We start from the raw sequence: 19,066 nt of genomic DNA, 5'->3' as shown, positions 1-19,066 counted from the left end.
CACCAGGAAGCCGCTGATGAACGGCGTCCGCGGATGAGAGTCACGGAGCTCTAACCAAGCCGGGCGACAAGGCCCAGCAAGCCCTGGAACAGGATGATACCGACATAGAGAGCGAGGAAACTCATGTCGATACCCACCCCGCCCAGGTGCACGGCGGGCACCACCCGACGCAACGCTCTCAGGGGAGGATCCGTCAGCGCGTAGACGAGATTCGCCAAGATGAGAACGACGCCGGTAGGACGCCACTGGCGGGCGAGCATCTGCACCCAGTCGAGGACGACCCGTCCGAGCAGCACCAGGAGGTAGAGGCTCAGGAGACTGCGCAGGATGAGGATGATGGCAGCGAGAGCGCTCACGGGGCTCAGCTCTGGTTGAAGAATCTGCTGCTCTCCTCGGCCTGCTCCCCGCCGTCGATCTCAACGGTGGCGGGAGTCAGGAGAAAGACCCGGGGGGTGACGCGCTCGATGGCGCCGTTGAGCCCGAAGACGAGACCGGCGGAGAAGTCAACCATGCGGCGCGCATCCGCCTCACCCATGTGGGTGAGGTTGATGATGACGGGCACGCCGTCGCGGAAGGCCTCGCCGATGACGCGCGCCTCGTTGTAGGTGGTGGGGTGCACGGTGACGATACGACGCAGGTCGGGCACCGCAACGGGCGCCTCGTCCTCGAAGGCGGCGTAGGCAGGTCCGGCCTCGTAGCCGTTGTCGGCGTAGGGCGCCTCATAGGCCTCGTCGTAGTCCTCCTCGACGGGCTGGGAGTAGCCGAGGAAATTGGTCATCTTGTGCAGCGCGCTCATGTCGTGGGCTCCTGTGTGCTTGCCGGTCCCCTCGCGGCCCGGACGTGCTGACGTTATCGGGCACCAGTGGGCGCGGCGGCGATTGCCGTCGGCGTGTCACTGTGCTGGCGCTGGTGTGGCGGGGGTTGTCGCCCGACGACGACGCCGGCGAGGCGTCCCGTCCTGCCGTCGCGGCGGTAGGAGTAGAAGCGCTCCTCCTCCAACGTGCACCAGCCGGGGTGCTCGATGCGGCGCACGCCGAGCCGGGTGAGCTGGGCGATGACTCCGGCGGCGACGTCGAGGCCGGGGGTGCCCCAGCGGGTCGTGGTCGCACAGGCCGGTTCGATCGCGGCACCGTCGTCGCGCAGCTGCTCGGGGACCTCGTAGCACGAGCCACAGACACACGGTCCGACGGCGGCCCACAGGTCCGCCGGGTCGGCGCCGCGGCGGGTGAGGGTGTCGATGGCAGCGGGCACGACGCCGTCGAGCATGCCGCGGCGTCCGGCGTGGACGGCGGCGGTGAGCGTCCCATCACCGGTGGCGAGCAGGAGGGGCACGCAGTCGGCGACCATGACGGCGGCGGCGTGGGCGGCGGGCGCGCGGCCGTGCTTGAGGTCGAGCACGAGGGCATCAGCGGTGGGCACCTCGTTAGCTGTGGCGAGGGAGGTGACAGAGGCGTCTGCAGCGACGGTTGCGACAACGGTGGAATGGACCTGGTTCATCCAGGCGATGGTGGGAGCCCCGGCCCCGGTGGCCCCTGCGATGGCGTGGGCGAGAGCGCGCCGGTGGGCCAGGACCCGGTTCTCGTCGTCGCCGACGTGCAGGGCGAGGTTGGTGCCGGCGTAGGGGTCGGTCCCACTGACGGGCGGGGCCCCCGCGCCACGGGTGGTGAAGAACCCGCGGGCGCCGGGGCCCAGCCCGACCTTGAGCAGCTCGATGGCGGCGGTGGCCGTCAATGGCTGGGCCTGCTCAGCGCAGGAAGTCCGGCAGGTCGATCTCGTCGACCTCGGCGTCAGCCCCCAGGACGCGGGGGACCTCAAGCTCGGGCGACGCCTCGGGCAGGGACTCGTCAACGTAGGCGGGGACCTCGCTGGTGACCGGGACGGCGGGCTCGGCAGCCACGGGCACCGCCGGAGCGGGCACCTGCGCCACCGGCCGGGTCACGGTGTGCTCAGCGGCGTGGACACCGGAGCGGGACGTCGAGCGCCCGGGGGCGGGCACCGGGGAGCGCGGCGCCGAGGCCGTGGTCTCGACGTGACCTGTGGAGGCGGAGGGCACGGGCTCGGAGTCGAAGCCGGCGGCGATGACGGTGACGCGGACCTCATCGCCGAGGGCACCGTCCACAACGTTGCCGAAGATGATGTTGGCCTCGGGATGGACGGACTCGCGCACGAGATTGGCGGCCTCGGAGATCTCGAAGAGGCCGAGGTCGCTGCCGCCCTGGAAGAAGAGCAGCACGCCGTGGGCGCCGTCGATGGAGGACTCGAGCAGCGGGGAGGAGATGGCCTGCTCGGTGGCGGCCAGCGCGCGGCCCTCGCCGGTGGCGGAGCCGATGCCCATGAGGGCGCTGCCGGCATCCTGCATGACGGACTTGACGTCGTTGAAGTCGACGTTGATGAGTCCGGGGGTGGTGATGAGCTCGGTGATGCCCTGCACGCCCTGGAGCAGGACCTTGTCGGCCTGCTTGAAGGCCTCGACGACGCTGATGTTGCGGTCGGCGATCTGCAGGAGGCGGTCGTTGGGGATGACGATGAGGGTGTCGACCTCGGCGCGCAGGTTGGCGACGCCGTCCTCGGCCTGGGTGGCGCGGCGACGTCCCTCGAAGGCGAAGGGGCGGGTGACGACGCCGATGGTCAGGGCTCCGATGGTGCGGGCGACCTGGGCGACGACGGGGGCGGCGCCGGTGCCGGTGCCACCGCCCTCACCGGCGGTGACGAAGACCATGTCGGCGCCCTCGAGGGCCTCGCGGATGTCGTCCTCGTGGTCCTCGGCCGCCTTCTTGCCGATGGAGGGGTCGGCTCCGGCGCCGAGACCGCGGGTGAGGTCGCGGCCGACGTCGAGCTTGGTGTCGGCGTCGGACATGAGCAGCGCCTGGGCGTCGGTGTTGACGGCGATGAACTCCACGCCACGCAGGCCCGCCTCGATCATGCGGTTGACGGCGTTGACACCGCCGCCACCGACACCGACGACCTTGATGACTGCCTGGTAGTGCTGGGTCTCCGCCACTGCTGCCTCCGCGTCCGCGAGCCCGGTGGGCTCCCCTCAACCCTCAACCTCAGGTGAAGGTTTATACTTATGTCATTCTTCCGATGACGGGACCAACGCTAGGGGGCACCGGCGCCCTGCCCGCGGATTTGCCTCGGCGTGTTCGCGAGTCCCGCCTGACCTTTGCGTCGCCCTCCTGTCGCCGTCCCCTCGCAACCCGATCCCTCAGGCGTCCCGCGGGTGGCCCTCAGGCCGTCGTCGGGCTGTGCGGGCTCGAGACGTCATAGGTGCGTGCCTCACGCGTGAGCAGTGAGAGCAGCACCTCCGCCTTGAGCGTCGACTGGGAGGTGTCGCCCCAGAACACCGTCGCCCCGTTGGCGAGCACGAGCGTCACCTGCCCCGTGGCGGAGGCCGAGGCGCCGGTCACCTGCGCCCGTGTCGTGGCGTCCAGGCTGCCGACGACGAGCGCCACCGCCGTCACCTGGTCCTCACCCAGGGGCTCATCCCCCTCCTGAGTGATGAGGGCGGTGCCCGAGGGAACGGCGTCGACGACCTCGAGGACAACGGCCTCGCCGTCGAGCACCTCGTAACCGGCCTCCGTCTGACGTGCCGCCACCGGCACACGCATCGTCAGCGCGACCTCCACACCGTGCGGCCATGAGCGCGTCACCCGGGCCGAGCGCACCCGCACGAGCTCCTGCGCCACCTGCTGGCCCATGCCGGACAGGTCCAGGCGCACAAGTGAGGTGCCGTCGTACCCGGCGAGCGCCTCACGCACCTGGGAGACCTCCACCGTCCCATCCGAGCCGGTGATCCGCACCTCCTCGCTGCGCAGTGCCAGCAGCGGGGAGAAGCCGATCCCCCACACGAGGGCCGCGGCCGTCACCAGCACGGCCAGCACCCTGCCCAGCCGGTGCAGCCTCAGCCGACGCTTGGCATGCTCACGCTCACGACGCCGCTCCTCCAGGCCCGTGGACACCACACGGTCCCGGCCCCTGCGCGCATCGCCCGCCGAGTCCTGCACCAGCTCACGGCGTCGACGTCCAAAGAGGCTCAGGGCCCTGCCCGGCGCACCGCTCCGGTGACCCTCCGGCGCATCGGCCCCCCGACGGGTCCCGGCACCCGGGCGGCTGCGGATGGAGTCCCGCAGGCGCGTCCCCGTGCACACGCGGTGGCTGCCGGATCCCACGTGGGTCTCCTCAGGCACGGCGACGGCGTCGGACCCGGAGGGCTCAGCGTGCCCGAATGGCTCGTCAAAGCCTCCTGCCTTGTCGGTACTGACCGGCAGCTCCGGTCGCGGCACCCCCGGCCTCCTCATGACCTGCTCCTGTCCGCCAGGTGCGCCAGGACGACATCCGCCATCTGCGTGATGTCGCCCGCGCCGACAGTGAGCACGAGGTCACCGCTGCGGGCCCCGTCGGCCAGCGTCCGGGCGGCCTCGACGCGGTCCGCCACGTAGCGGGCCCCGCCGGGCACACGCGAGGAGACGGTCTGCCCGGACACGTGCGGGTACTGCTCCTGGGTCTCGCGCGCCGGGTACACCGCCGTGACGACCACGTCGTCCGCCAGGCCCAGAGCTTCGCCAAAGCGGTCGGCGAAGGTGAGGGTGCGGGAGAACAGGTGGGGCTGGAAGAGCACGAGCACCCGCCCGCCACGCTCCTGGGCCACGGCGCGCGCCGCGGTGAGCAGCGCGGTGATCTCTGTCGGGTGGTGGGCGTAGTCGTCCACCACCCGGACCCCGGCGACCTCGCCACGGTCCTCGAAGCGCCGTCCTGTGCCCCTGAAGATGCCCAGCCCGGCGGCCATGGCCTCGGCGTCGACGCCGAGCTCGAGGCCTGCCGCCCAGGCACCCGCCGCATCGAGGGCCACGTGGTCGCCCGGAACGGCGAGGCGCACCTCGGCGCTCACGTCGGCCACGGCCGAGCCATCAGCCCCGGCGACCCAACGGGTCAGGCGCGAGCGGGTCGAGCCTCCGGTGCGCCCGAGGATGGAGAGCTGGATGTGTCCCTCGCCCACAAGCTCCCCGCCGGGCAGGCTGGAGGGCGCGCCGGCACCGAAGGTGACCACGCGCAGACCTTGGAGCGCGGTGCTCATGGCCAGGCGCAGGGCTCCGAGGTCATCCGAGCAGGCGATGAGCAGCCCGCCGGGCACGAGACGGTGGGCGAAGTCCACGAAGGCCTGCTCGAAGGCCTCGGTGGTGCCGTACCGGTCGAGGTGGTCCGGCTCGACGTTGGTGACAACCTCGATTGCGGGCGTGTAGCTGAGGAAGGAGGCGTCGGACTCGTCGGCCTCTGCGACGAAGGCCTCGCCGGTGCCCACGTGCGCGCCGCTGCCGAGCGCACTCACCACTCCCCCGACCGCGAAGGACGGGTCCTCGCCCGTCTGGGTCAGGGCCTCGGCGAGCATCCCGGAGGTCGTCGTCTTGCCGTGAGCACCGGCGACCGCGACGAATCGGCGGCCGATGGCAGCCAGGGCGAGGGCCTGGGAGCGGTGCAGCACCTCCTGGCCCCGCTCACGAGCGGTGGCCAGCTCCGGGTTCGAGTCCTTGATGGCGGTCGAGACGACAACGACGGCGTCCTCGGGCACGTTCGCGGCTGCGTGGCCAAGGACGACTCCCAGGCCCATGTCCGCCAGCCGCTCGAAGGCCGTCCCGCCGTTGGCGTCCGAGCCCGTCACGCGGGCGCCCTGCTCGGCCAGGAGCTCGGCGACCACGCTCATGCCGGCGCCGCCCACCCCGATGAGGTGGAAGGCGCGGCCGGCCAGAGGCCGGTCCTCCACGTGGGCTGCGGTCATGCTCGGTCTCCTTCAGCCGCGGCGGGCGGCGATGGTACGGATGAGGTCGGCCAGGCGCGCGGCGCCGTCGCGCACTCCGGTGGAGGCGGCGGCCGCGGACATATCGGCGCGTCGGGCCGGGTCGGTCAGCAGCGTCGTGAAGCCGGTGACGTCGTTGTCCGTCAGGTCGGCGTCGGCAACGAGGAGCCCTCCCCCGGCGGCCACGCAGTCGGCGGCGTTGAGGCGCTGCTCGCCGTTGCCCACGGGCAGGGGCACGTACAGGGCGGGCAGGCCCAGGGCCGTGAGCTCGGCGACCGTGCCGGCGCCGGAGCGGCAGATGACGCCGTCGGCGCAGGCGTAGGCCTGCTCCATGGCGTTGAGGTAGTCCATCACGTGGTAGCGCTCGGCGAGGTCTGCGGCCGCCCGCCCTGAGGCAACAGCCTTCTCAAGGGCGGCGCGCACGGGCGCGTCCTTGTCCCGGCCGGTCAGGTGCAGGACCTGGACATCGCCGGGCAGCCCGCCCATCGCCTGGGCCATGACCTCATTGAGGTGCAGGGCGCCGAGCGAGCCGCCGGTGACGAGCAGCGTGGGCCTGCCGGGGTCCAGCCCGAGGACGGCGGCGCCCTCGGCCCGGGCGGCGCGCGCGCCCTCCTCGGTGGTGCGGCGCTCAACGAGCCCGGCGATGGCCGGGCGCAGGGGCAGTCCCGTGGTCACCGTGCGTCCGCCGCGGCGCGGTGAGGCGGCCAGCGGGGTGGAGGCGAAGGTGCGGGCGACGGCCTGCGCCCAGCGGGCCCCGAGCCGGTTGGCCAGGCCGGGGCGGGCGTTCTGCTCGTGGATGACGACGGGGATCCCGGCGCGTCGGGCCGCCAGGTAGGCGGGGGTGGACACGTAGCCGCCAAAGCCGACGACGACGTCCGCCCCCACCTGCTCGATGGCGGCCAAGGCGGCGCGCACGGCGGTCGTCATCCGCCCGGGCAGGCGCAGCATGTCGGCACCGGGGCGGCGCGGCATGGGGACACGGGGCACGCGGGCGAGCTCGTAGCCGGCCTCGGGCACGAGGCGCGCCTCCAGGCCCTGGTCGGTGCCCAGCACGAGGATCTCGGTGCGCGCATCGCCTCCGGTGGCGGGGTCACGCAGGGCTGCGGCGGTGGCGAGCAGCGGGTTGACGTGGCCGGCCGTGCCACCTCCGGCGAGCAGGACCCGCAGCGGGGCGGGTGCGTCGGCCGCAGACGCCGGGCCGGCGGTGGTGTCATGAGGCACGGTTCCTCCTACGCGGTGCGATGACCGCAAGAGTACGGCGCACCGCGCCCGCCCTGGCGGCGAAGGCCTCCTCGGCCCCCGGCTCGTGGCGGGCGAAGGCGAGCAGCACGCCGACGGCGACCATGACGAGGACGAGGGAGGAGCCGCCGGCGCTGATGAGGGGCAGCGGCACGCCAAGGACGGGCAGCAGGCCGACGACGACGCTCATATTGACCAGGGCCTGGCCGACGATCCACATCATGATGCCGCCGGTGACGACCTTGACGTAGAGGTCATTCGAGCGGCGCATGAGCCGCAGGCAGCACCAGCCGACGATGAGGTACAGGGTGATCGTCAGCAGGGTGCCGGCGAACCCGAACTCCTCGCCGAGCACCGCGAAGATGTAGTCGGAGTCCGCCTGAGTGAGGTACCCCCACTTCTGGCGCGAGGAGCCCGGCCCCACGCCGGTCAGGCCCCCGGTGCCCAGGGCGTAGCGGCCATGGGTCGGCTGGTAGCCGATGTCGAGGGGGTCCGCGCCGTCGGGGTTGAGCCAGGCGTGGATACGGGCGCGCCGGTTGGCAGAGAGCATCGTGCCCACGCTGAAGCCGAGGGCACCCACAGTGCCGAGGCTGACGAACCATCCCCACCCAAGCCCGGCGAGCCACAGGCAGGCGGCGGTGACGAACACGAGAATGACGACGGTGCCGAGGTCTCCGCCTCCCAGGACGAGCCCAACGGCGATGCCCACGGGCAGCAGCACGCGCAGCGCGACAGAGCGCACCCCCTTAAGCCAGTGGGGTTTGGCGGCGGCGACCCACCCGATGTAGAGGGAGACCCCGAGCTTGACGAGCTCGGAGGGCTGGAAGGTGCCGATGATGGGGATCCTCACCCAGTTGCAGTTGCCTCCGGCGCAGTAGCGGGTGGCGGGCACGAAGACGAAGATCTGGGCGATCGCGGCAAGCCCCAGCATTGCGATGGACAGGCGCTTGATCCAGCGGATCGGGGTCTTCGAGACCAGGGTCATGGCCACCAGTGCGGCCACCGCGATGGCGAGGTAGCGCCAGAAGAAGATGAAGGGGCTCCCCTCCTGCACGGCGGCGTCGGCCCCGGAGGCCGCGGCCTGCGCGGCGGCATCGGCCGCCACGGTCACCGACTGCACGGAGAAGACCATGATGAGTCCGAGGGTGAGCAGGGAGAGCGTGGTGATAAGCAGCGCGTAGTAGGACAGCGTCGTCCTCTCGCCCTCGAGGGGCCCATCGGAGGCGTTCAGGCGCCGACGCAGCCAGGTGAGTGGCCCCTCGGAGACGCGAGGCCTGCCAGCGGCCATCCGGGCTGAGTTCCGGGCCGTGTTCCGGGCGGGAGACGCACTCACTGCCGTGTCCCCTCGTCAGCCAGGCGCTGAGCGGCCGCGGCGAAGAGGTCACCGCGCTCGGCGTAGGAGCGGAACTGGTCCCAGGAGGCGGCGGCGGGGGCGAGGATGACCGTGTCGCCGGGGTGGGCCAGACTCGCGGCGGCGCGCACGGCGGCGTCCATGACGGCCGCACCCTCGCCGTCGGGCACCTGGACCAGGGGCAGGTCGGGGGCCCCGTCCCGCAGGGCGGCGACGACGGCCTCCTGCTCGCGCCCCAGCACGACCGCGGCACGCAGGCGAGAACGGACCCGCGTGACCAGCTCGTGCAGGTCGGCGCCCTTGGTGTCCCCGCCGACGAGCCACACGGCACTGCCCTCGGGCAGCCCGGTGAGCGCAGCCCGGGCGGAGTGGGTGTTCGTGGCCTTGGAGTCATCCACCCAGGTCACGCCGTCGGCCTGGGCGACGGTGACGAGACGGTGGGCCCCCGGGGTGTAGGCGCGCAGCCCTCGGGCGACCGCCTCCGGGTCGGCCTGGACGGCGTCGTGGCTCATGGCCAGGGCCGCGGCCGCCAGGGCGTCGGCCACGACGTGGGCGGGCAGTCGGCCGACGTCACCGCCCGGGGCCAGGTGGGCGAGGTCGGTCAGGGTGGCGAGCTCGAGCCCGTGGCTGCGGCGGTCGTCGTGCCAGCCGCGGTCGATGAGGACGTCCTCGACAAGACCGAGCTGGCCCAGGCCCGGGACCGCCAGGCCGAAGCCGATGGCCCGGCAGCCCTCGACGACGTCGGCCTGCTCGACCATCGCCAGGGTGGCGGCGTCGGCGAGGTTGTAGACGGCGGCGCGGCGGGCGCGGGCGTAGACGCGGGCCTTGTCCGCGGTGTAGGCGTCCTGGCCGCCGTGCCAGTCGAGGTGGTCGGCGGCAACGTTGAGGCAGGAGGCGGCCAGAGGGCTGAGTGTGCGGGTCGTGTGCAGCTGGAAGCTGGACAGCTCGACGGCCAGGACGTCGCTGCGGCCCTCGGCCACCACGCTGATGGCCGGGAGGCCGATGTTGCCCACCGCCGGGGCCTCAAGGCCTGCGGCGCCCAGCATCGAGGAGAGCATGCCGACGGTGGTGGTCTTGCCGTCGGTGCCGGTGACGGTGATCCAGGGCGCCTGCGGCCGGGTGGCCTGCTGCAGGCGCCAGGCGAGTTCGATCTCGCTCCAGGTCTCGATGCCGACGGCGGCCGCGGCCGCCATGACGGGGCCGGTGGCGGCCACGCCCGGGGAGACGATGAGCAGGCGGAGGTCCGCCTCGGTGACGGCCCGGGCGACCTGCTCGTCGTTGCCGGCCCTGGCCTCAACGACCGGTCCGCTGCGGCGCACGTCGAGCGCCTCCAGGGCCTCCTCGCGCGCGTCGAAGGCGCTCACGCGGGCGCCGTAGGTGGCCAGGACGTCGATGACGGCCAGGCCCGTGCGCCCGAGCCCGACGATGCCGACCCGCGCGTCCCTGAGGTCGCGGATGAGGTTGGTGCTGCTCACGTGTCCTCGCTCACGATCGGTGGTAGGTCGCACTCGTGCTCAGGACACGAGGTACTCGGCGTAGAACAGGCCCAGGCCTGCCACGACGCACACCCCGCAGATGATCCAGAAGCGGATGACGACGTTGACCTCACTCCAGCCGCCGAGCTCGAAGTGGTGGTGGAAGGGCGCCATGCGGAAGACCCGTTTGCCGGTGGTCTTGAAGGAGAGCACCTGGATGACATCGGACAGGACCTCGGCGAGGAAGAGACCGCCGATGACGACGGCCAGGAACTCGGTGCGGGTGAGGATCGACAGTCCGGCGAAGGCCCCGCCCAGCGCGAGGGAGCCGGTGTCGCCCATGAAGATCTTCGCCGGGGAGGCGTTCCACCACAGGAAGCCGAAGCAGGCGCCCATGAGGCCGGCGGCGATCATCGCCAGATCGCGCGGGTCGCGGGTCTCATAGCACATGGTGGCCACGACGTCGGGGTGGGCGTGCAGGCAGGACTGGTTGGACTGCCACACGCCGATGAGCGTGTAAGCGGCGAAGACCATGGCGGAGCTGCCGGCCGCGAGGCCGTCGAGGCCGTCGGCGAGGTTGACCGCGTTGGACCAGGCGGTGATGAGGAAGTTCGCCCAGATGACGAAGAGGATGACCCCGAGGACCATCCCGCCGGCGGCCAGGTCGAGGTTGGAGTCGCGGGCGAAGGAGATGGCGGTCGAGGCGGGGGTGAGTCCGTTGCGGTCGGCGAAGCTCAGCCCGGCCACGGCAAAAACGATGCCGATGACGGCCTGCCCGACAACCTTCTGCCAGGCCTTGAGACCGAGGGAGCGCTGTCGGGCGATCTTGGCGAAGTCGTCCATGAAGCCGATGAGACCCAGTCCGACGATGAGGAAGAGCAGGAGCACGCCCGAGGCCCGGGGTACGCGTGTCTCGATGAGGTTGGCGACCGCGTAGCCGAGCACGGTGGAGATGATGATGATGAGGCCGCCCATGGTGGGCGTGCCGCGCTTGGTGATGTGCCCCTCGGGTCCGTCCTGGCGGATGAACTGGCCGTACTGACGCTGCTGAAGGAAGCGGATGAGCAGGGGTGTGCCCAGCAAAGTGCCGACAAGGCCGACAAGGGCCGACACGAGGATCGCGGTCATCGGGAGGACGCCTCCTTCGCACTGGCGCTCAGGTAGTCGGCCAGACGCCAGGCGCCTGAGCCGTTCGACCCCTTGACCAGGACGGCGTCGCCGTCGCGCAGGGGCGTGTCCGCTGAGCCGATGAGCGCGATGGCGGCGTCGGCGTCGGGCATCTCGACCGTCTGGATCCCACGGGAGCGGGCGGCGTCCGCGGCGGGGGCGGCGCCCGGGCCGATGGTCAGGAGCAGGGCCGCACCGGCCTCGGCTGCGAGCTCGCCGGTGCGGGCGTGATCGGCCTCGCAGGAGGCGCCCAGCTCGAGCATCTCGGAGACGACGACGACGCGCCGCCGCTCACCGGCCAGCGCCGGCAGGGCGGCCAGGGAGGCGGTCATGGAGTCGATGTTGGCGTTGTAGGCATCGTCGATGACGAGCAGGTCCATGGCGGGGGCGCCGCCGATGGCCTCGAGGTGGGCCTCGTGGACGTCCATGCGGTGGGGGCTCTCCAGGCGGGCACTGCCCAGGGACTCGGCGACGGCGTCGGCCTCCACCCCGGCCGCCAGGGCCAGGCCGGCGGCGGCGAGGGCGTTGACGACGTTGTGGGCGCCGGGCAGGGCCAGGCGCACTCGGCGGGGCGCCGTGAGCCCCGGCAGGTGCAGGTCGAGCACGGCGTGGGCCTGGGCGTCGAGCTCGACGTCGGTGGCGCGCAGGTCGGCCGCCTCGTCGCCGGTGGCGGAGAAGGTGAGGACCTCGGCGGGGGCGAGCTCGGCCATGGCGGCGGCGCGCGGGTCGTCGAGGTTGAGCACGGCGGTGCCGGTGGGCAGCAGCCCGCGGATGATCTCGGCCTTGGCTGTGGCGACGCCGTCGACGGTGCCGAAGCCACCCATGTGGGCGTGGCCAACCGTGAGGACGGCGGCGGCGTCCAGCGGGGCCAGGGCAGTGAGGTAGTCGATGTGCCCGGGGCCCGAGGAGCCCATCTCGAGGACGAGGTAGCGGGTGGACTCATCGGCGGCCAGCACCGTCAGCGGCAGGCCGATCTCGTTGTTGAAGGAGGCCACCGGTGCCACGGTGGGCGCCTGGGCGGCGAGGAGCTGGCGGGTGAGGTCCTTCGTCGTGGTCTTGCCGACGCTGCCGGTGATACCGACGACGGTGAGGGCCTCGCCGCGTGCCGCGGCGCGCTCGCGCAGGTCTGCCAGATGGGCGCGGGCAATGGCGCCCAGGGCCTCAACCGTGTCCGCCACGAGGATGAGGGGCAGGGCCTCGGGGGCGATGCCGGCCTCAGCCAGTGCCTGGCGGGCGGCGGCGAGGTCGGACACGAGCGCGGCCACACCGTCCTGGGTGACGACGCCGGCCACGTGGGCGTGGCCGTCGGTGCGCTCACCGGCAATGGCGACGAACAGGGCGCCGGGGCCGGCCTGACGGGAGTCGGTGACGAGGGCGGTCACTACACGCCCCTCGACCTCTTCCAGGACCTCGGGGGGTGCGATGAGGGTGCCGCCGGCCATGGCGGCGAGCTCGCACAGGGTGCGTGTCATCATGCCAACGGCCCCCACTTGGCCTCGACGGCCTCGCGCATGACGGGGGCGTCGTTGTAGCGGATGAACTCGTCGGCCATCTCAAGGAAGGGCTCGTGGCCCTTGCCGGTGACGATGACGGTGTCCTCGGGGCCGCACAGCTCGACGCCCCGGCGCACGGCGTCACCGCGCCAGGTGGTGATCTCCTCGACGCCGTCAAGGTCGGGGCGCACGCGGCGCACGCCCTCCAGGACGGCGTTGCGGATGAGCTGGGGATCCTCGCTGCGCGGGTTCTCGTCGGTGACGACGAGCAGGTCGGCCAGGCGGGCCGTGACCTCACCGAGCATGGGCCGCTTGCCCTGGTCGCGGTCGCCGTCGGAACCGAAGACGACGATGAGGCGACCCGGGGTGATCTGGCGCACGGCCCGCAGGGTCAGATCCATGGCGTCGGGCGTGTGGGCGAAGTCGACGATGCAGGTGCCGCGCACGCCATCGCGCTGGCTGATGCGCTGCATGCGGCCGGGGACGTTGTGGGCGTGGGCCAGGGCCTCGACGGCGGTGTCGGCGCCGACCCCGGCGCGGCGGGCCATGACGAGGGCGAGGGCGGCGTTCTGGACGTTGACGAGGCCGGGCAGCGGGCAGGAGGCCTCGATGTGCTCGCCGCCGGGACCGTGCAGGACGAAGGTGGTGGCGGCGTCGGTCATGGAGACGGTGGCGTCGGTGACCCACCAGTCGGTGCCCTCGGCCAGGTCGCCCTCGACCGGGTAGGCGCGCACGCGGTCAACGGGCACGAGCCCCGCCTCGCGGGTGCGGTGGGCGAGCTGGGCGCCCCACTCGTCGTCGACACAGATGACGGCGTGGCGCGTGTGCTCGGGGGTGAAGAGCTGGGCCTTGGCGTCGAGGTAGCCCTGCATCGTCTCGTGGAAGTCGAGGTGGTCGCGCTGGAGGTTGGTGAAGCCGACGACGTCGAAGACGGTGCCGTCCAGGCGGTGCAGGACGATGGCGTGGCTGGAGGCCTCGAGGCTGGCCGCGCCGACGCCCTCCTCGACGGCCAGGGCCATCATGCGCTGCAGGACGGGCGCTTCGACGGTGGTACGCGGGGACTCGACGGACAGCGCGCCCACGCGCAGCTCGACGGTGCCTGCCACGATGCAGCCGCCCAGGTGGGCGGTGAGGATCGCGTCGAGGAAGTAGGAGGTGGTGGTCTTGCCGTTGGTGCCGGTGACGGCGGTGGTGACCAACTGGCGGGAGGGGTGGTGGTAGACCTCGGCGGCCAGGGGGCCGACGACGGCGCGCGGGTCGGGGTGGGTGAGCACCGGGGTGCCGGGGGCCTGACGGCCAACGGTGGCCACGCCGTCGGCGTCGGTGAGCACGGCCACGGCTCCGGCGGCGACGGCCTCGGCGGTGAACTCGGCACCGTGGCGGCGGAATCCCGGCAGGGCAACGAAAAGCTCGCCGGGGGCGGTGTCCGAGGAGTCCACGCTCACACCGTGCACGCTCAGGGATGAGGCGGCCTGCTCGTCCCCGGGGGCGGGGGTGAGCGAGAAGCGCTCGGCGAGGACGGCGAGCTCCGTGGGGGCGCAGCCGTGCGGGCGCAGAGCCGCGGCTGACTCGTAGGCGTGGTTGCTCATGGCTCCTCAATCTAGCGTGACTGGAGGTGGGGCGATGGCGAGGCGCCGGTGCGCGCGCCGTCTGCGGACGGCCGGGTCAGCCTGCGCCCGCCTGCGCGTCGGCCTCGGCCGCGGCCTGGGCGGCGATGACGAGCGGGTCCGGAGCGATGCCCAGGGAGTGCATGGCGGCCAGCGCGATCTTGCGGAAAACCGGTGCCGCGACGGTGCCACCATAGGTGCCGCTGGGGCGGTAGACGATGACGGCGACGGCGATGGCGGGGTCGCGGGCGGGGGTGAAGCCGACGAAGGAGGCGACCGTGCCGGACTCGGTGAGGATCTCGGTGGTGCCGGTCTTGCCGGCGACGAGGTAGCCGTCGATGGAGGCGGACTCGGCGGTGCCCCCCTCCTGGGTGACGCCGATGAGCATCTCGGTCAGAGTGGCGGCGGTCTGCTCGGAGATGACGCGCACACCCTCGACGCTGGGCTGGGCAGTCTCGGTGCCGTCGGGGGCGATCCAGGCGTCGATGACGCGCGGGGCCACGCGCACACCCTTGTTGGCGACGGTGGCGAGCACCTGGGCCGCCTGCAGGGCGGTGCCGGCCACACCCTGGCCGAACATCGTCGTGTAGCGGGTGCGGTCATCCCACTGGGCCCAGTCGGACAGCAGCCCGGGCGACTCCCCGGGCAGCTCGATGCCGGTGAGGTGGTTGTAGCCGAAGGCCTCGATATAGCCGTGGCGGACCTCGTCGGAGACGCGGTCACCGATCTGGACGGTGCCGACGTTGGAGGACTCGGCCAGGACCTGGGCCGCCGTGAGGTTCTGCACCTCGTGCCAGTGGGAGTCCTCGAAGACCTGGCCGTTGGGGGCGGTCCACGTGTAGGGCACGGTGAAGGCGTCCTCAGGGGTGACGCCCCCCTCCTCGAGGGCGGTCGCGAAGGTGATGACCTTGCCGACACTTCCGGGCTCGAAGATCGCTTGAACGCAGCGGGGCTCGCGGTCGCCCGCCTCCGAGGCGAGGGGGTCGGCGGGGTCCATGGCGCCGGAGTCCGCCAGGACGAGGACCTTGCCGGTGGCCGGCTCCATGACGACGGCGCAGCCCCAGTCCGCCCCCTGGGCCTTGACGACCTCGTCGATCGCCTGCTGCGCGATGACCTGGAGGTCGGGGTCGAGGGTGGTGCGCACGCTGGTGCCGGCCACGGCCTCGACCTCCTCGTACTTGCCCGTGGGGATGATGGCGCCCGACTTACCGATCTCGACGCTGCCCTGGCCGTTGGTGCCGGTGAGCAGCGCGTTCTGGGTGGACTCGAGCCCGTTACCCCCGATGAGCTCGCGCCCCTGCCCCTCGTAGACGAAACCGATGACGGTGCCGGCAAGATGGCCCGCCGGGTAGAACCGGCGGGCGCGCTGGTCGGGCTCGATGCCGGGGATGCCCAGGGCGTTGACCTGCCGCCAGGTGTCGGGGCTGACGGCCTCGGCGATGACGACGTAGGGCTCGGAGCCGACCATCCGGGCGCCGAGCTCCTGGGGGTCCACGCCGAGCAGCGGGGCGATTCGAGCCGCCGCCTCGACGGCGCCGTGGCCGACGAGCTCGTAGGTCTTCTTGCCCGTCTCGGGGTCCTCATGCTCGACATAGTGCTCGTACTGGGACACACGCTGCTGGTTGACGCCAATGTCGTAGGAGACGGAGGAGGAGGCCAGGACGCTGTCGTCGGCCGCGAGGATCTGCCCACGGGGGGCGCGGTTGGCCCAGGTGACGGTGCGCTCGGCCTGGGCGCGCTCAGCCAGGTCGGGGCCCTCGACGAGCTGCAGCCAGGCGGTGCGCCCGGTCAGCGCGACGAAGCCTGCCAGACCCATGGCCTGCAGGACCCGACGTCGGCTGGGGTTCATGCTCCCCTACCCCTGTGTGGCCGCCGTACCGCCGGAGACGGTGCCGGTGGTGAGGTCGACGACGCCGGGGGCGCCGGCGGGGACCATGCCGAGCGCGGTGGCGCGCTGGGCGAGGGAGTCGGCGGCGGAGACGTCCTGCACCTGGCTGCGGACGGTGTCGATGTGGTCGTTGAGGATGTTGAGCCGGATCTGGGCCTCGTGCATCCTGAAGGCGGTGTCGGCCATGGTGGCGTTGAGGATCATGGAGGACGCCAGTGCGCCGAGGAGGATGAGGACGACGACGAGGAGGAAGGGCAGGCTCGCGCGTGCGGGGGCGATGCCGCGCACGACGTAGAGCGTGGGGCGCGGGGCCCGCTCGGTGCGGGTGTCTGCATAGCCGGCTGTCTCGGTGGCGTATGCGTGGGCGGCGCTCATCGCTTCCTCCTTCCTCGGGTGGTCTTGCTGGTGCGGTCAGTGCCGGTGGGGCGTGAGCGGCGCGGGCCGGGGTCGGCGGCGCGTTCCGGCTCCGGGGCCGGCGCGTCGGCGGCTGGTCGCAGGCGGATGGCGGCGCGCAGCCGTACGGGGGCGGACCGGGGGTTGCTGGCGAGCTCGTCGTCGTCGGCCTTCTCGGCGCCGTGGGTGACGGCGGCGAGGTAGGGGGCGGCGTCGTCGGGCACGAAGGGCAGGCCCTCGGGGGCGCGGGTGGTGGTGCCGACGGCGATCGCCTGCTTGACGATGCGGTCCTCGAGGCTCTGGTAGGACTCGACGACGAGGCGACCGCCGACGCGGATGGAGTTGAGGGCGCGCGGCACGGCCCGCCCCAGGACCTCGAGCTCGGCGTTGACGGCGATGCGCAGGGCCTGGAAGGTCCGCTTGGCGGGGTGTCCACCGGTGCGCCGGGCCGCGGCGGGGACGCTCTCGCGCACGAGCTCGGCGAGGTCGGCGGTCTCGCGCACGGGTCTGCCGGCCTCGCGGCGGCGTACGAGGGCGGCGGCGATGCGCGGGGCGAAGCGCTCCTCGCCGTAGGTGCGCAGGATCCGGGTGATCTCGCGCTCGTCGGCGGTGTCGAGCAGCTGCTGGGCGGTGGTGCCGACGGACTGGTCCATGCGCATGTCCAGCGGGGCGGGCCGGGAGTATGAGAAGCCGCGCCCGGCGTCGTCGAGCTGGAGGGAGGAGACACCCAGGTCCATGAGGATGGCGTCAACGGTGCCATCGCCGTAGGGGGAGGCATCGCGGGCGACCTCGTCGACGTGGTCGTAGGTGGTGTGCACGGCGCGGAAGCGGTCCCCGAAGGGGGCCAGGCGGGCACTGGCCAGGGCGATGGCCTCGGGGTCGCGGTCGATGCCGATGACGGTGAGGGTCTCGAAGCGGGTGAGGGCACCCTCGCTGTGCCCACCCATGCCGAGCGTGCAGTCAATGAGGACGGGGTGGTCGCTCTCGAGTGCGGGGGCGAGCAGGTCGAGGCAGCGCTGGAGGAGGACGGGGGTGTGCCGCTGGGCGGCGTCGCTCTCGTGGCGGCGGGGCATGTCTTCCTCCTTTCCTGTGCTGGTCCTGTGTCGTGGGGTGCGGTGGGGACCGCCGCGGGCTCGTCGGGCCAGGACTCCTCCCGCGGGTTCCGGCGCCGGGGAAGAGGCGTCGGACGCTTGGCGGGAGGGGACCTCACTCGGCGAGCGCCGTCTGGGCGGTCCCGGTATGGAGTTGTGGGTCCGGCGGGTGCGGTGGCGCCCCTCCGGGTGGGGTCAGAAGAAGCCGGGGATGATTTCTTCCGCGGTGTCGGCGAAGACCTGCTCCTGGGCAGCGAGGTAGGTCTCCCACGCACTCGCGTCCCAGATCTCGACGCGGGCACCCGCGCCGATGACGGCGAGGTCGCGGCCGAGGCCGGCGTAGGAGCGCAGCGGGGCGGGCAGGGTGATGCGGCCCTGCTTGTCCGGGATCTGGGAGTCGGCGCCGGAGAGCATGACGCGCACGTAGTCGCGCGCCTGCTTCTGCGCGAGGGGGGCCTCGCGCAGCTGGGCGTACATGCGCTCGAACTCCGCGGTGGAGAAGGCGTAGACGCAGTGCTCCTGGCCGCGGGTCAGCACGACCCCTCCGGCCAGCTCCTCGCGGAACTTGGCCGGCAGGATGAGGCGCCCCTTGTCGTCCAGGCGGGGGGCGTGCGTACCCAGAAACAACGGGCCGCTCCTTCCCTTCGACGACCCAGTGCGCCCCACAGTACCCCACTTCCCTCCACTTTCACCCACTGAGCGAGTAGCAGGTGGTCACGTCTGGATCACGAACCGCACCATTGCAACGTTTGTGCGAGTGGAGGACAGTGGAGGGCTCGGCGCGTGGAAGGCCGTCGACACGGCGGGCCGGGCGTGTCGAACGACGACGTCCCCGCCATCCAGAGGATGACGGGGACGGTCAGGACGAGGTGGTGCCGCTCAGAGTGGAGGGAACGAGGTCGTGTCACTCAGCCCTAGTCAGAGCCTGTTCCGGCCGGCCCGGGCACCACAGAAACCGTGGAGTTCCACGGAATCGCAATAATGAGAAGCGTTCTGACTAGGGGTGCGTGACACGCACCCTGCTCCCGGGCAGGCTCAGCGGTTGTCCTCGCGGCGACGCTCCCACCGCTCGGACTGGCGCTCCATGAAGTCCGAGCCCTTCCGGCCGCCTGGCTGCGCACCCTCGGCCGGGGAGACCTGCGTGCGGGTGAGCATGAGCGTCACGCCCCACACCGCCAGGGAGAAGCCGACCACGCCGATGAGCATGGACACGAGGCCGCGTCCTACGGCGACCCCGCCGATGACGACGGCGAGCCCGGTGAGCACGAGCGCGACACCGGCTCCCACATGGCGGGGCGACGGACGCCCCATCGTGCTGCCCACCTGCTCAATCGAGCTGGCGAGGCCGGGGTCATCCTCGTGGAGCTGCTGCTCGAGGTCGCGCAGCACCCGTTGCTCACGTTCCGACAGTGCCATGGCTTCCCTCCTTCTGCGGGCTCCCCCACGCTCGGCGCTCCTGAGGACCAGGACCCGCGACGGGCCCGCTCAACGCCGGGGCGGCGTTGCGGACGCAGGCGGACACGCTTCTGCCACAGGATAGGCGCAGGCGTGCGCCAGAGGAAAACGCGGCG

At 72.3% G+C, this 19,066-nt stretch carries 17 protein-coding genes; all 17 read right to left on the bottom strand.

Features of this window, described 5'->3' with window-relative positions; translation table 11 throughout:
* Positions 1-50 precede the first annotated feature (50 nt).
* The 17 genes from ID810_RS05075 to ID810_RS04995 all read right to left on the bottom strand — a co-directional run bounded on the left by ID810_RS05075 (position 51) and on the right by ID810_RS04995 (position 18,911).
* Positions 51-356, bottom strand: a complete 306-nt coding sequence (locus ID810_RS05075; protein WP_166857752.1) for a YggT family protein — start codon at positions 354-356, stop codon at positions 51-53.
* Positions 357-361: 5 nt separating this feature from the next.
* Positions 362-796 (bottom strand): cell division protein SepF, encoded by a 435-nt coding sequence (locus ID810_RS05070; RefSeq protein WP_166857750.1) that lies wholly within the window; start codon positions 794-796, stop codon positions 362-364.
* Between the two features lie 53 nt (positions 797-849).
* Complete coding sequence (locus ID810_RS05065; RefSeq protein WP_166857748.1) at positions 850-1,731, bottom strand: purine nucleoside phosphorylase YfiH/LACC1 family protein; 882 nt, start codon at positions 1,729-1,731, stop codon at positions 850-852.
* A 13-nt stretch (positions 1,732-1,744) separates the two neighbouring features.
* Positions 1,745-3,001 carry a cell division protein FtsZ gene (gene ftsZ / locus ID810_RS05060; protein ID WP_166857746.1) on the bottom strand — a complete coding sequence of 419 codons (1,257 nt, stop codon included), beginning with the start codon at positions 2,999-3,001 and terminating at the stop codon, positions 1,745-1,747.
* Positions 3,002-3,227: 226 nt separating this feature from the next.
* On the bottom strand, positions 3,228-4,283 hold the full coding sequence (locus ID810_RS05055; RefSeq protein WP_243856685.1) for a cell division protein FtsQ/DivIB: 1,056 nt from the start codon (positions 4,281-4,283) through the stop codon (positions 3,228-3,230).
* A gap of 11 nt (positions 4,284-4,294) precedes the next feature.
* Positions 4,295-5,773, bottom strand: a complete 1,479-nt coding sequence (murC, locus tag ID810_RS05050) for a UDP-N-acetylmuramate--L-alanine ligase (RefSeq protein WP_166857742.1) — start codon at positions 5,771-5,773, stop codon at positions 4,295-4,297.
* A 12-nt stretch (positions 5,774-5,785) separates the two neighbouring features.
* Complete coding sequence (locus ID810_RS05045) at positions 5,786-7,012, bottom strand: UDP-N-acetylglucosamine--N-acetylmuramyl-(pentapeptide) pyrophosphoryl-undecaprenol N-acetylglucosamine transferase (RefSeq protein ID WP_243856683.1); 1,227 nt, start codon at positions 7,010-7,012, stop codon at positions 5,786-5,788.
* On the bottom strand, positions 7,002-8,318 hold the full coding sequence (locus ID810_RS05040; protein ID WP_166857740.1) for an FtsW/RodA/SpoVE family cell cycle protein: 1,317 nt from the start codon (positions 8,316-8,318) through the stop codon (positions 7,002-7,004). The genes ID810_RS05045 and ID810_RS05040 overlap by 11 nt, the downstream gene beginning before the upstream one ends.
* Before the next feature lie 41 nt (positions 8,319-8,359).
* Positions 8,360-9,856, bottom strand: a complete 1,497-nt coding sequence (murD, locus tag ID810_RS05035; RefSeq protein WP_243856681.1) for a UDP-N-acetylmuramoyl-L-alanine--D-glutamate ligase — start codon at positions 9,854-9,856, stop codon at positions 8,360-8,362.
* A 39-nt stretch (positions 9,857-9,895) separates the two neighbouring features.
* Positions 9,896-10,984, bottom strand: coding sequence for a phospho-N-acetylmuramoyl-pentapeptide-transferase (gene mraY / locus ID810_RS05030; protein WP_166857738.1), 1,089 nt, complete (start codon positions 10,982-10,984; stop codon positions 9,896-9,898).
* On the bottom strand, positions 10,981-12,498 hold the full coding sequence (locus tag ID810_RS05025) for a UDP-N-acetylmuramoyl-tripeptide--D-alanyl-D-alanine ligase (protein WP_166857736.1): 1,518 nt from the start codon (positions 12,496-12,498) through the stop codon (positions 10,981-10,983). Before ID810_RS05025 ends, mraY begins: the two co-directional genes overlap by 4 nt.
* Positions 12,495-14,105 carry a UDP-N-acetylmuramoyl-L-alanyl-D-glutamate--2,6-diaminopimelate ligase gene (locus ID810_RS05020; RefSeq protein WP_166857733.1) on the bottom strand — a complete coding sequence of 537 codons (1,611 nt, stop codon included), beginning with the start codon at positions 14,103-14,105 and terminating at the stop codon, positions 12,495-12,497. Before ID810_RS05020 ends, ID810_RS05025 begins: the two co-directional genes overlap by 4 nt.
* Positions 14,106-14,181: 76 nt before the next feature.
* Positions 14,182-15,972 (bottom strand): peptidoglycan D,D-transpeptidase FtsI family protein, encoded by a 1,791-nt coding sequence (locus tag ID810_RS05015; RefSeq protein ID WP_166857731.1) that lies wholly within the window; start codon positions 15,970-15,972, stop codon positions 14,182-14,184.
* A 6-nt stretch (positions 15,973-15,978) separates the two neighbouring features.
* Positions 15,979-16,386: a cell division protein FtsL gene (gene ftsL / locus ID810_RS05010; protein ID WP_243856679.1), complete on the bottom strand. Its 408-nt coding sequence runs from the start codon at positions 16,384-16,386 to the stop codon at positions 15,979-15,981.
* The gene (rsmH, locus tag ID810_RS05005) at positions 16,383-17,477 is read right to left on the bottom strand and encodes a 16S rRNA (cytosine(1402)-N(4))-methyltransferase RsmH (RefSeq protein ID WP_166857729.1); all 1,095 of its coding nucleotides are present in this window, start codon (positions 17,475-17,477) and stop codon (positions 16,383-16,385) included. Before rsmH ends, ftsL begins: the two co-directional genes overlap by 4 nt.
* Positions 17,478-17,690: 213 nt before the next feature.
* Positions 17,691-18,122 carry a division/cell wall cluster transcriptional repressor MraZ gene (mraZ, locus tag ID810_RS05000; RefSeq protein ID WP_166857727.1) on the bottom strand — a complete coding sequence of 144 codons (432 nt, stop codon included), beginning with the start codon at positions 18,120-18,122 and terminating at the stop codon, positions 17,691-17,693.
* Between the two features lie 408 nt (positions 18,123-18,530).
* Positions 18,531-18,911 (bottom strand): DUF3040 domain-containing protein, encoded by a 381-nt coding sequence (locus ID810_RS04995; protein ID WP_166857725.1) that lies wholly within the window; start codon positions 18,909-18,911, stop codon positions 18,531-18,533.
* Positions 18,912-19,066: the final 155 nt, after the last annotated feature.

The organism is Actinomyces respiraculi (assembly GCF_014595995.2).
Lineage (GTDB): Bacteria > Actinomycetota > Actinomycetes > Actinomycetales > Actinomycetaceae > Actinomyces > Actinomyces respiraculi.
The sequence above is the reverse complement of the archived record's forward strand: the minus strand, read 5'-3'. Positions and strand labels throughout refer to the sequence as shown.

Excerpts from the sequence above, each read along its gene's own strand:
- ID810_RS04995 (WP_166857725.1), bottom strand. The coding sequence starts at position 18,911 with ATGGCACTGTCGGAACGTGAGCAACGGGTGCTGCGCGACCTCGAGCAG.
- ID810_RS05015 (WP_166857731.1), bottom strand. The coding sequence starts at position 15,972 with ATGAACCCCAGCCGACGTCGGGTCCTGCAGGCCATGGGTCTGGCAGGC.
- rsmH (WP_166857729.1), bottom strand. The coding sequence starts at position 17,477 with ATGCCCCGCCGCCACGAGAGCGACGCCGCCCAGCGGCACACCCCCGTC.
- ID810_RS05040 (WP_166857740.1), bottom strand. The coding sequence starts at position 8,318 with ATGGCCGCTGGCAGGCCTCGCGTCTCCGAGGGGCCACTCACCTGGCTG.
- ID810_RS05025 (WP_166857736.1), bottom strand. The coding sequence starts at position 12,498 with ATGATGACACGCACCCTGTGCGAGCTCGCCGCCATGGCCGGCGGCACC.
- mraY (WP_166857738.1), bottom strand. The coding sequence starts at position 10,984 with ATGACCGCGATCCTCGTGTCGGCCCTTGTCGGCCTTGTCGGCACTTTG.
- ftsL (WP_243856679.1), bottom strand. The coding sequence starts at position 16,386 with ATGAGCGCCGCCCACGCATACGCCACCGAGACAGCCGGCTATGCAGAC.
- ID810_RS05020 (WP_166857733.1), bottom strand. The coding sequence starts at position 14,105 with ATGAGCAACCACGCCTACGAGTCAGCCGCGGCTCTGCGCCCGCACGGC.
- ID810_RS05070 (WP_166857750.1), bottom strand. The coding sequence starts at position 796 with ATGAGCGCGCTGCACAAGATGACCAATTTCCTCGGCTACTCCCAGCCC.
- murC (WP_166857742.1), bottom strand. The coding sequence starts at position 5,773 with ATGACCGCAGCCCACGTGGAGGACCGGCCTCTGGCCGGCCGCGCCTTC.